This window comes from Arthrobacter citreus, from assembly GCF_038405225.1.
GTDB classification, from domain to species: domain Bacteria; phylum Actinomycetota; class Actinomycetes; order Actinomycetales; family Micrococcaceae; genus Arthrobacter_B; species Arthrobacter_B citreus_A.
The window spans coordinates 2610646-2623095 of record NZ_CP151657.1 but is presented as its reverse complement, the minus strand read 5'-3'; the positions used below and the strand labels follow the sequence as shown (position 1 = coordinate 2623095).

The 12450-nt window shown below is 65.9% G+C and carries 8 protein-coding genes; 5 read left to right on the top strand and 3 right to left on the bottom strand.

The features are described from left to right. The first annotated feature begins 132 nt into the window (after positions 1–132). Complete coding sequence (locus tag AAE021_RS12105) at positions 133–1155, top strand: LacI family DNA-binding transcriptional regulator (protein WP_342022586.1); 1023 nt, start codon at positions 133–135, stop codon at positions 1153–1155. Between the two features lie 92 nt (positions 1156–1247). Here the strand turns inward: AAE021_RS12105 and AAE021_RS12100 are convergent, their stop codons facing one another. From AAE021_RS12100 to AAE021_RS12090, 3 genes are all read right to left on the bottom strand, one after another. Beyond that, complete coding sequence (locus tag AAE021_RS12100; RefSeq protein ID WP_342022585.1) at positions 1248–2237, bottom strand: ABC transporter permease; 990 nt, start codon at positions 2235–2237, stop codon at positions 1248–1250. A 1-nt stretch (position 2238) separates the two neighbouring features. Further along, positions 2239–3765, bottom strand: coding sequence for a sugar ABC transporter ATP-binding protein (locus AAE021_RS12095; protein ID WP_342022584.1), 1527 nt, complete (start codon positions 3763–3765; stop codon positions 2239–2241). Between the two features lie 72 nt (positions 3766–3837). Then, positions 3838–4797, bottom strand: coding sequence for an ABC transporter substrate-binding protein (locus tag AAE021_RS12090; RefSeq protein ID WP_342022583.1), 960 nt, complete (start codon positions 4795–4797; stop codon positions 3838–3840). Between the two features lie 205 nt (positions 4798–5002). Between AAE021_RS12090 and AAE021_RS12085 the strand changes: the two genes are divergently transcribed. From AAE021_RS12085 to AAE021_RS12070, 4 genes are all read left to right on the top strand, one after another. Then, positions 5003–6058, top strand: a complete 1056-nt coding sequence (locus tag AAE021_RS12085) for a LacI family DNA-binding transcriptional regulator (RefSeq protein ID WP_342022582.1) — start codon at positions 5003–5005, stop codon at positions 6056–6058. Beyond that, positions 6055–7047: a class I mannose-6-phosphate isomerase gene (locus tag AAE021_RS12080; RefSeq protein WP_342022581.1), complete on the top strand. Its 993-nt coding sequence runs from the start codon at positions 6055–6057 to the stop codon at positions 7045–7047. The genes AAE021_RS12085 and AAE021_RS12080 overlap by 4 nt, the downstream gene beginning before the upstream one ends. Positions 7048–7191: 144 nt before the next feature. Next, positions 7192–8607, top strand: a complete 1416-nt coding sequence (locus AAE021_RS12075; protein ID WP_342022580.1) for an FGGY family carbohydrate kinase — start codon at positions 7192–7194, stop codon at positions 8605–8607. A 436-nt stretch (positions 8608–9043) separates the two neighbouring features. Next, entirely contained in the window at positions 9044–12313 is a 3270-nt protein-coding gene (locus tag AAE021_RS12070; RefSeq protein ID WP_342022579.1) for a glycoside hydrolase family 3 C-terminal domain-containing protein, read from the top strand. Positions 12314–12450: the final 137 nt, after the last annotated feature.

The following is a 12450-nucleotide window of genomic DNA, read 5'->3' as shown; positions in this document are numbered from 1 at the left end:
TGTCGGTGATTTTCTTCGGGAATTCTGTACAGTGCTAAATCCATTCAGCACTTAGCCTGTGGCCTAGTTGGAAATACCGCAAGTGAATTTGCCAAGTCGTTATAGAGCGTTAGCATCAGGTGGGGAGGAACCATGACAACTACCAGGCGTGTGACCCTTGCCGACGTCGCACGTCGGGCAGGGTTGTCGACTTCCGCTGCGTCCATGATTCTCAACGGGCGCCCGGATACCAGGTTGTCCAAAGACGCGCACGACCGGGTTAACCGCGCGGCCGCGGAGCTCGGTTACCGGCCCAATGTGGCGGCCCGGAGCCTGCGGGTGGATAAGACGCAGACCATCGGTTTTGTCTCGGACACGGTGGCCACCACCCGGTTTGCCAGCGGACTTATAAAGGGAGCCTTGGCCGCCGCCGAGCAGGCGGGCCACGTCATCCTGTTGACCGAGACCAGCGGGGACCATTCACGTGAAACGGACGCCATTGAGGCCCTGCTGGATCGGCAGGTGGACGGCATTGTCTTCGCCACTACCCGGGCCCGTGATCTGTTCATTCCGGACCTGCCGGGAAACACGCCCGTCGTCCTGCTGAACGCGATAAATGAGCATTACGCAACCTCGGTTTTGCCGGATGAGGAACGCGGGGGACGCGCAGCCGTTGCCCTCTTGGCGGATGCCGGCCACCGGGACGGCATCGTTCTCCTCGGACACAACGCGGTGCAGGAGAAGGACGTTTTTCGGTCGACAACCGTTGCGCGCCGCCTGGCCGGGATCCGCGCGGAAATGAAGGACCGGGGATTGTCCTTTGAACGCGAGGAATCGATGTGGGAGTGGGAGCCGCACAACGGCTACGCCGCGGTGAATGCCCTTCTGGACGAGACGCCCCACCTGCGTGCGCTCGTCTGCCTGAATGATCCGCTGGCGTTTGGTGCCTACCAGGCGTTGGCGGAACGAGGCCTCCGTGTGCCGGAGGATGTCTCTCTCGTGTCTTTCGACAACGACGAGATCGCGTCATACCTTCGGCCGGGGCTGACGACGATCGGGCTTCCTCATGAGGAAATGGGTGCGCTGGCTGTCCAACTTCTCCTGGGCGGCGCCAAACAGGAGGAGCATCTGGTTGAAATGCCTGTCATCATCCGTGACTCCATCCAACAGGTGTGACGCGAACAAAGGACAAGAAGGAAAACACACGGGCCCGCCCCCTGCCGGCTCAGCCGGAACAGGGGACAGGCCCGTGAAGTGCTCGAAAGGAACTAGGCGCGCTTGAAGTTCTTCAGCCCGTCGATGCCCACGGCGAGGACAATCACCACGCCCTTGACCACCAGCTGGTAGAAGAACGGAACGTTCATCAGCACCAGGCCGTTGCTGAGCACGCCGATGATGAGCGCACCAATAAGGGTGCCCACAATCCGGCCGCGTCCGCCGGCCAGCGCGGTGCCGCCGAGGACGACGGCGGCAATGGCGTCCAGCTCGTAACCTTCGCCGGCCTTGGGCTGGCCGGATTCGACGCGGGCGGCGAAGATGACTCCGGCCAGGCCGGCGCAGGCGCCCATGATCAGGTAAACGCGGACCAGGGTCCACTTGACCTTGATGCCGGCGAGGCGGGCCGCTTCCTTGTTGCCGCCGATCGCGTAGATGTGCCGGCCAAAGGTGGTGCGTTCCAGGACAAACCAGAGCACGGCGTAGACCGCGAGCATCAGAACCACCGGCGTCGGGATTCCGGCGATGCCGCCGTTGCCCAGGGCGCGGAAGCCCAGATCGCTGGCGATCAGCGGCTGCGCATCCGTGAGCGAGTAGGAGAACCCGCGGATGTAGGTCAGGGCGCCGAGCGTGATGATGAACGCCGGCAAACCAAGGTAGGCAATCAAGCTGCCGTTGATCAGGCCGGTGGCAGCACCCACGAGGATGCCGCCAAGGACCGCCACAATGGCGGGGGCGCCGGCCGTCCAAAGGAGGATGGAGCTGACACCGGTCAGGGCCACCACGGAGCCTACGGAGAGGTCAATGCCGCCGGTGAGGATCACCAGGGTCATGCCGGCCGCCAGGATGGCGTTGATGGAGACCGCGCGGGCCACGTTCAGGCCGTTGTCGACGCTGAGGAAGTTCGGCGCGAACACGCTCATCATCACCACAAGGATGACCAGCACGGCCAGGATGCCGTAGCGGTCCCAGAGCCAGGGCAGGTCCGGTCCCTTCTTGGCTGTGGGTGTGGAGGAGGACGGGTTTTTTGTAAGTGTGGACATATTACTTTTCCCCCAGGAGCTGGGATTCGGCGGATCCTTCGGTGGCAACGCCGGTGGCGTACATCATGACGGAGTGTTCGGTTGCTTCTGCGCGGCTGAATTCCTTGACCAGCTGGCCGTCGCGGACGGCAAAAACGCGGTCGCTGATTCCCAGGGCTTCGGGCAGATCGGAGGAAATCACCAGCACCGCCACGCCCCGGGACACCAGGTCGTTGATGATGCGGTAGATCTCCTGCTTGGCGCCGATGTCGACGCCGCGGGTGGGCTCATCGAGGATGAGCACCTTGGGTTCGAGCATCAGCCAGCGGGAGAGCACCACCTTCTGCTGATTGCCGCCGGAGAGGCCGCCCACCAGCTGGTCGATGGAGGTGCTGCGCACGCGCAGGGATGCCACTTCACCCTTGACAGCGTCGCGGATGCTGCGCCGCTTGATGACTCCGGCGGAGCTGAAGCGCCCAAAGGTGCTCATGGCGGCGTTGTCGCGGATGGACATGTCCAGGAACAGGGCCTGCTCCTTGCGGCTCTCGGGCAGCAGTCCAATCTTCTGGGCAATCGCGTCGCCGGGGCTGCTGATGGACACCTCGGTCCCGTCCATGCTGATGGTGCCGCCGGTTTTGGCGTCGGCGCCGAAGATCATGCGGGCCAGCTCGGTGCGGCCGGCTCCCACCAGGCCCACGAGTCCCACCACTTCGCCGGCCCGGAGGTCCAGGTCCACGGGGCCGATGCCCTTGCCGTTGGTCAGTCCGCGGACGGACAAAACGGTGTTGCCGGGCTCGCGGTTGTGGTGGACGTAGAGATTGTCGACGTCGCGGCCCACCATCCGGTTCACGATGTCCGCCGGGGTGGCTTCGCTGCGGCTGGTGGTGGAGACCCAGCGGCCGTCACGCAGCACGGTGATCCGGTCCGAGAGTTTCCAGACCTCTTCCATGCGGTGACTGATGTAGGCCAGGGCCATGCCGCGTCCGCGCATGTCCTCGACCAGTTCAAAGAGCCGGTCCGCCTCGCCCTGGGAGAGGGAGGCGGTGGGTTCGTCCAGGACCAGAATCTTGGCGTTTTCCGCGACTGCGCGGGCAATTTCCACCATCTGCTGCATGCCGACGGAGAGGCGGCCGATGGGCAGGTCCACCGGGACGTTGGCGCCGATGCGGTCCAGTTTTTCCTGGGCGGAGCGGCGCAGTTCCCTGCGGTTGAGGATGCCGCCGCGGTTAGGTTCGCTGCCCAGCGAGAGGTTCTCGGCCACGGTCATGTCCGGAACGGTGTTCAGTTCCTGGTGGATGATGGCGATGCCCTTGGCCAGGGCGTCACGCGGGTTGGAGATGGAGATCGGCGCGCCGTTGAGTTCAATGGTTCCGCTGTCCGGAGTGTAGACGCCGGAGAGGATCTTCATGAGGGTGGACTTGCCGGCCCCGTTTTCCCCCATCAGCGCGTGAACTTCGCCCGCGTGCAGCTCCAGGTGGACATCTTCGAGGGCCACGGCGCCGCCGAATTTCTTGCTGACTCCGCTCATGCGCAGTAAAGGATTAGTCATTGGAATGCAGCCTTTGTGTGGTGCGGTGGGAAGAACGACGACGGCGGCCGGTGCCGGCCGCCGTCGTCGGAGTTACTGCCAGCCCTTGTACGAGGCGAGGTTCGAGGCGTCCACGAGGGAGCTCGGCACCAGCACGGTGTCATTTTCCAGGGTTTCGCCGGCGCGCAGCTTCACTGCCATTTCCAGTGCGGTGGAGCCGAGCAGGTTGGGATCCTGTGCGGCGGTGCCCTTGAACATGGAGGAGGCCTTGCCCATTTCGGCAACAGCTTCGGGGGAGCCGTCAACGCCGGTGATGATCAGGTTGGACTTGCCGGCCTGCTGTGCGGCCAGGTTGGCGCCCAGTGCGGTGGGGTCGTTCACGCCGAAGATGCCCGAGATGTTCGGGGATGCCGTGAGCATGTCGGTGGTCAGTGTCAGGGCCTTTTCGCGGCCGTTGTCACCGTTCTGCTGGCCTGAAACCTTGACGTCCGGAGCTGCGGCGAGGGCCTCTTCGCAGCCGGTGACGCGGTCCTGGATGGAGGTGGTGGGGGTGCCGTCCACAATCAGGATTTCACCCTTGCCGCCGATTTGCTCGATCAGGCTTTCGCACGCCAGGCGGCCTGCCTGCACGTTGTCCGTGGTGACGGTGGCTTCGGCGTTCTTGGCTCCCACGTCCACGGCCACCACGGTGATGCCGGCGTCGCGGGCGCGCTGGACGGCGGGGCCAACACCCTCGGAGTCCACGGCGTTGATCAGCAGCACGTCGATGCCCTGCTGGATGAAGGCATCAATCTGGTCATTCTGCGCGGCGAGGTCCTGGCGGCCGTCCTGCGCGGAGAAGGTGGCGCCCAGGTCCTTGGCTGCGGCCTCCACACCGTTCTTCATCGAGTTAAAGAACGGGTTGCCCAGGTCCTGGACCATCAGCCCCACGGCCTTGACCTCAGTGCGCTGCTCGCCGCCGGCGGAGGCGCTCATGTCCTCTGTGCAGGCGGAAAGGGAGATGGCGCTCAGTGCCAAGGCTCCGAGCAGTGCGGCGCTCTTGAGTGCCTTCATGTAGATACTCCTTTGTAGTCTCTTCTGACGCTCCGGCTGGCGGCTGACCTCTGTGCCCCTGCGGCCGCTTCTTCGCGGAAAACAGGGGCCGGTGGAGTGACGCACGCCATTCAGACAACGTTGTCCCGCCATGCTATACAGTTGGGACAACGTTGTCTAAACCACACATCCATGCACGCCGCGTCACGTCAAAGGGGAGGTACCGATGGTCGCCGAGAGCCAGCAGAACCCGGCCCGCCGCCCCACCATGACGGACGTGGCCGAGCGCGCCGGCGTGAGCCTGAAAACCGTGTCCCGGGTGGTCAATGGCGTACAGACCGTGGATGCGGACATGGCGAGCCGGGTACAGCAGGCCGCCGAGGACCTGGGCTACCGGCCCAACTTCGCAGCCGCAGTGCTGCGCTCCGGCTCCAGCACCGCGACGATTGGCCTGCTTACCAAGGACCTGCGCAACGAGTTCTATGCCACCATTGCCGGCGCGGTGGCGGATGTTGCCCGGGCCAACGGCTTCCAACTGATCACCTCCTACTCGGGAGAAAACGCCGAAGAGGAGCTCGAAGCCGTCCAGGACCTGTGCCGCCGCCGGGTGGACGGACTGTTGATCGTGCCCACCTCCGGCGACCATGCCGGGCTGCAGAAGGAAATGGACCTGGGCACGCCCATGGTGTTCCTGGACCGCCGGCCGGAAGGCCTGGCCGCTGACGCAGTGGTGCTGGACAACTTCGCCGGTGCCCGGGCCGGCACCGGGCTGCTCCTGGACGAGGGACACACCCGGATCGGGATCCTGATCGACACCCTGAAGATGCCCACGATGAGCGAACGGCTCGACGGCGTCCGGCAGGCCTATGCGGATCGCGGGCTGCCCTTCGACGAGTCCCTGGTGGTCCACAACGTGGCCACGCCGGAAAAGGCCGCGCGGCGGATGGACGCCATTCTGGCTGCGGACCATGCACCCACTGCCTTCTTCTGCGGCAACAACCGCTCAGGGGTGGGAGCCCTGCGCGCCCTCTGGGCACACGGCCGCACCGAACCCCTGGTCTGCTTTGACGACTTCCACCTTTCCGATCTCATGCCCCGGCCGTTGACGGTAGTCAGCTATGACAACTACGCCCTGGGCGCTCTGGGAGCAGAACTGCTTTTCCGCCGCATCCGGGGCGAGGACTTTGACCCTGAAACCGTTGTGCTGCCCACCGCACTCAGCCGCCGCGGCACCACCACCAACATTGCACCAGCGAACGAGCCAACCGGAGGAATCCAGTGACTGCCCCGATCTTTCTTCCCAGCAACCAGCCTGCGGACCGGTTTTACCGCGGCGGCGGGAAAATCCGCGCCTTCCGCGGCACGGCCGCCGCCGGGGAACGGGTTCCCGAGGATTGGGTAGGATCCACCACCACCCTCTTCGGAGAATCCGCACTGGGACTCAGCGAGCTGGCAGCGGGCCGGCTGCTCCGCGAGGAGATCAGCGCAGATCCCGGAGCATGGCTGGGGCCGGAACATGTGGCCCGCTACGGCGCTGACACCATGCTGCTGGTCAAACTCCTCGACGCCGGCCAGCGCCTGCCGGTGCACCTGCATCCGGAACAGGCCTTCGCCGCAGAACACCTGGGCCGCCGGCACGGCAAGGCCGAAGCCTGGTACATCCTGGAGGGCGGTTCGGTGCACCTGGGGTTCACCCGGGACATCAGCTCCGAGGAACTGCGCCGCTGGGTGGACGGACAGGACGTGGAGGCCATGCTGGCCGCCATGCACCTGGTGGAGGTCAACCCCGGTGACAGCGTGTACGTTCCCCCGGGCTGCCCGCACGCCATCGGCAGCGGGATTTTCCTGGTGGAGGTGCAGGAACCGGAAGACCTCTCCATCCTGCTGGAGTGGAAAGACTTCGCCATTGAGGGAACCACTCAGGGGCACCTCGGGCTGGGCTTCGATACGGCGCTGCAGGCCACGGACACCGGTGCACTGAGCGCCTCCGGCGTGGACGCGCTGGTGGTGCGCGGCGGCACCGGCGAAGCCACCCTGGCGGACGGCTCCCGCAGCTACTTCCGCGCCGAGCGCACCGACGTCGACGGCGCTGCCGTCCTGGAGCCCGGGTTCAGCGTCCTCGTGGTGCTGGACGGCAGCGGAACCCTGTCCACAGCGGACGGGGCCTGGCCGCTGGCGGCCGGCGACACCGTGCTGCTGCCGTTTTCTGCCGGCGAGCTGGAGATCAGCGGCACCCTGTCCCTGGTGCGCTGCCGGCCCCCACAGCCGTAACCAGCCCCGCCGCTTGTTTGGCAGTTCCGCGTCTACGCCCTTCGTATCTTCGCCCTCTGCCTTCCCCTCGCCTTCCCGCTAGCCTTCGCCCCTCTGCCTTCCCGCTAGCCTTCCCCCATCCTGCCTTCCCTGAAAGGTCCCGCCATGCCCCTGGTCGCCGGAGTGGACAGCTCCACACAGTCCTGCAAGATCGTCATCCGTGACGCCGTCACCGGCGCCGTGCTGCGCCGCGGCACCGCACGCCACGCCCCCGGGACAGAAGTGGATCCGGAAACCTGGTGGACAGCGCTGCAGGCAGCCGCGGCGGAGGCCGGCGGACTGGCGGACGTGGACGCCATCTCCGTCTCCGGCCAGCAGCACGGAATGGTCTGCCTGGACGCTGACGGCGCCGTGGTGCGCCCGGCCCTGCTCTGGAACGACACCCGTTCCGCCGACGCAGCGCGGGACATGATCGCCGACGCCGGAGCAGACGGCACTGACGGCGCCGAGTATTGGGCCCGGTCCACGGGCACCGTTCCCGTGGCGTCCATTACCGCCACCAAACTGCGCTGGCTGGCCGAACATGAGCCCGAAAACGCGGCCCGCACCGCCGCCGTCTGCCTGCCGCACGACTGGCTGAGCTGGCGGCTGGCCGGTTACGGACCCGGCTCCGGAGCCGCCGGACTGGCGGCCCTGTGCACCGACCGCTCCGACGCCTCGGGCACCGGGTACTGGTCTCCGTCCACCGGCGAGTACCTGCCGGCAGTGCTGGAACAGACCCTGGGCCACCTTCCGGTGCTGCCCCGCGTACTGGGCCCGCTGGAAACGGCACTGCGCACACCTGCCGGACAGCTGATCGCCGCCGGCAGCGGAGACAACGCCGGCGCGGCGCTGGGCGTCGGCGCGGATGTGGGCGACGTCGTCGTCTCCGTGGGCACTTCCGGAACCGTGTTTGCGGTGTCCGCGACGCCGGCCGCGGACCCCTCCGGGCTGGTGGCAGGCTTCGCCGATGCCACCGGCCACTACCTGCCGCTGGTCTGCACCCTGAACGGATCCCGGGTGCTGGACGCCACAGCCGCACTGCTGAACGTGGACCTTCCCGGGCTGACCGAGCTGGCGCTGGGGGCCGGTGACGGTGCCGGCGGCCTGACCATGGTGCCCTACTTCGAGGGCGAACGCACTCCGAACCTGCCTGACGCCACGGGGTCCCTGCACGGGATCACCCTGCAGAACTACACCCCGGCAAACCTCGCCCGCGCGGCCGTGGAAGCCATTGCCTGCTCGCTGGCGGACGGGCTGGCTGCCCTCACCGCTGTGGGAACCGACGTCCGCCGGGTCATCCTGGTGGGCGGTGCCGCCCGCTCCGCGGCCCTGCAGCACGCCGTCTCGGCCGTGTTCGGGCTGCCGGTGACCGTTCCGGAACCGGACGAATATGTGGCCAACGGCGCCGCCCGGCAGGCCGCCGGGGTCCTCACCGGAAGCTGGCCCGAGTGGAAGCAGGCCGGCACCAGCACCGTGGAGTCCGATCCGGCGCCTGACATCCTGCGCCGCTACCGCGCTGCGGCCGCAACCCTTAGCTAACGGTTCCTGACGCAAGCCCGGATTCCGCCGGCGGAAGTGCGTGGGGCGCTGCCTGTGTGGAGTCTTTGAGCTGACGCAGGGGAATTCTCCACAAACGGCAGACAGGCTCTCCCAATGTTGGATGCCGGCTGCCCGGAAAGCACTGTCACCCTTGCGGATAGTCGCACGGCGGAATTGTTAGCACCAATACCCGGTTCCATTCACGTATTTGGCGCTATTGAAGGGCATGGTGCCTATCCGTAGGCTCTGCTCCACAAGTGCTCGCACCCGGCCACACCGGACAATCCCTGCTGAAGCTTGTGCTGGATGCCGACGGTTTCCGGCGTATTTCGCTGCCTTTGTTCCCGGTACCCGCAATGATGCCGGCGCGCTCCAACCCTTGCACCTGTGGTGATGCGTGAAGGGATTCGCACCGCCGCGAAACTGAGGAGCTTGCATGTTCACACCCAAACGGCGCACTGCGCGCCGGTACGGTTTAGTGGCCTTCCTGGGGCTGTTTGCCGTTACCGGTTTCCTTCCCGCGGCGGTGGGCGCCGACGACGCCGCACCCCTGCAGGCGAATCCCGCCTATACGGTCCAGCCCCCGCCTTTTTCCGATATTGCCGGAGATCCCTTTGAAGCGGAAATCCTGTTTATTGCCGCAAACGGCATCACCACCGGATTTCCGGACGGCACCTACCGCCCACTGGCGCCTGTTGCCCGTGACGCCATGGCCGCTTTCATTTACCGGCTGGCCGGGCAGCCCTATTTTGAGGCGCCGGCCACATCTCCGTTTACCGACATCACTCCGGAAACGCAGTTTTACAAGGAAATCACCTGGCTGGCCTCCACGGACATCGCCAACGGGTACCCGGACGGGACTTTCCGTCCGCTGGCCCCGGTTCTCAGGGACACGATGGCCGCTTTTATGAACCGCTTCAGCGGGACCTACTGCAGCATCGAGGCGGCACGGGATTTCCCGGCCCCCACTACTGCGCCGTTCACTGACGTGCCGGTGGATCTGCAGTTCGCCAGGGACATTGCCTGGATGAAGGAGGCGGGGATCTCCACCGGCTGGCCCGACGGGACCTACCGGCCGTTCCTTCCGGTGGAACGTAATGCGATGGCCGCCTTCATGGAACGCCTGGACAGGTACAACGGGAGCGAGGGTGGCTGTAATCCGCCGGTTCCGGCGGGCAACCCGTGGCTGGGCAGCGATGAGGATGCCATGACCCGGGCACACTGGGTCACTGCCGCGATGAACCTAACCCAGAAGGTGGGATATCTGGTGCAGTCGGGCGGGGTTGGGGTTCCGGAATTCGGACTGCCGCCAATCCGGGGCAAGGACGGTTGCTGCGGTCTGGCGCTGGACACCGGTCCGTCCACCGCGTTGCCTGTGGGAGTGGGCCTGGCTTCCACCTTCGACCGCACGCTGGCCCGCGCCTACGGTGCGGTGTCCGGGGAGGAAGCCCGCGCCGTCGGATTCAACTCCATTGCCGGACCGACCATGGACCTGATCAATACCCCCTACAACGGACGTATGTGGGAGGACCTGGGCGAAGATCCTCTGCTGAGCGGAGACACCGCGGCGTCCCAGGTGATCGGCGAACAGGGTCCCGACATCATTGCCCTGCCCAAGCACTACAACCTGAACAACTTTGAATCCCGCCGGGGTGACGTCAATGTGGTCATTGAAGAGCGGCCGCTGCTGGAGAACTACAGCCGTAACTGGGAAAACGTTGTGGTGAACGGAAACGCCGGGTCCGTCATGTGCGCGTTCAACCAGGTGAACGCCGAGTACTCGTGCGGCAATGACCTGCTGCTGAACCAGATCCTCAAGGGCAGGCTGGGGTTCCAGGGCTACGTCAGCTCGGACTTTAATGCTGCCCATGCCTTCTCCGACTACGCGAACGGGCTGGACGTTGCCGGTCCCGGGACCGAGTTCTCGGGGCCGGCCCTGACCGCAGCCGTCGAGGCCGGCGAGGTCTCCGAACTGCGGATCACCGACGCCGCCCGGCGCGTGGCCTACGCCATGTTCGAGAACGGCATCATCGACAACCCGCCGGTGAACTCCTTTGTGAACCCGCAGCCCACGGACGTCGCCATTCCGGACAACATGCTGGCAGCCCATGACGCCATCGCCGAGGAGGTGGCCGAAGAGGCCATTGTCCTGCTGAAGAACAGCGGTGACACGCTTCCGCTGGTCAACGCTGACACTTCTTCGGTGGCTGTCATCGGCTCCGATGCCGACTGGTACATCGACGGCGGCGGCTCGGGTGCGGTCCAGAACCCGGCACAGCTGACCACTATCCTGGACGGCATCACCGCCCGGGCCGCGGGCGCCACCGTCACCCAGTCCCCGGGAACGGACCCGGTGTCCCTGGCCGACACGGTTCCCGGGCCGTTCCCGGTGCCGAGTGACGTGCTCACGGCCCTGAACGCCGAATACCGGTTGGGTGTCAACAACTTCACGGGTGCAACAACGCTGACCCGCTCCGAGCGGCAGGTGAACCTGCGCACCGGCATTTCCGCGGACGTCATCAACACGTCCCAGGTGCCGGGCATCGGCGGCCAACTCGCCACGGCACCCATGTCCGCGGTGTGGGCGGGGACCATCGTGCCGCCGTCGACGGGAACTTACACCCTGTCACTGACGCATCTGGGCACCGCGCGGCTCTACGTCAACGGAACGGAGCTCATCAACGAACCTGCGGACACCCTGTTGACGGACGAGGTAACGGTGGACCTGACTGCCGGGACGCCGGTTCCGGTGCGGGTGGAATACACCACCGACGCGCCGAACCAGTTCAATGGCGGGCTTAATGACCAGCCCGGCGCCATTGCCCGGCTCGGCTGGACCCCGCCGGCGGGCGTGGTGGCACCAAGCATCACGGCAGCTGCGCAGGCGGCAGCGGCCGCCGACGTCGCCGTCGTCGTCGCCCGGGACTACACCGGTGAGGGAGCGGACCGCGGTTCGCTGACGCTGCCGCAGAACCAGGACGCGCTGATCAGCGCCGTGGCGGCCGCAAACCCCAACACCGTCGTTGTGCTGGCCACCAGCGGGCCGGTGACCATGCCGTGGATCGACAGCGTGCCCTCGGTCCTGGAGGCCTGGTACGCCGGGCAGGCGCAGGGGCGGGCCGTCGCTTCCGTGCTGTATGGGGATGTGAATCCGTCCGGGAAGCTGCCGGTTACCTTCCCGGTCAGCGACGAGCAGGCCACCACTATTGGGCCACCCAACCCGTTCGACATTTTCGACGTGCTGAGCCCCACGGCGGACTACACCGACGGAGTATTTGTCGGGTACAAAAACTACGTGACCCGGGGTGCGGTTCCGCTGTTCCCGTTTGGGCACGGGTTGTCCTACACCCAGTTCGGGTACAGCAACCTGTCCTTGCCTGACACGGTGGATGACGCTGATCCGACCGGAAACGTGTCCGTGCAGATAGCAAACCTCGGGACGCGCACCGGGGAGGAAACCGTGCAGGTGTACGTGGGCAGCCTGCCCGGCGACGTTCCGACGCCCACCCGGCAACTGGCCGGATACGGCAGCATCACCCTTCGGCCCGGAGGGGTGGGAACGGTGAATATCGCCTTGGACCCGCGGTCGCTGCAGTACTGGGACGACGAAGCGGACGCTTTCGTCACTCCCACCGGCCCGCTGTCCATCTTTGTGGGGAGCTCCGTCTCGGACACCCGCCTCGTGGGGCAGGTGACGGTGCAGTAAGGGTGAGCGTGCAGTAGCGTCATACGGCCAACAGATCAGTGGAGCCCGGGGTTCATCCCGGGCTCCACTGATCTTTTTGGTCCTTCATCGGCGTCACAGGCGTAACAACTGTCACAAGTATGGTTAGGCATGCCTTA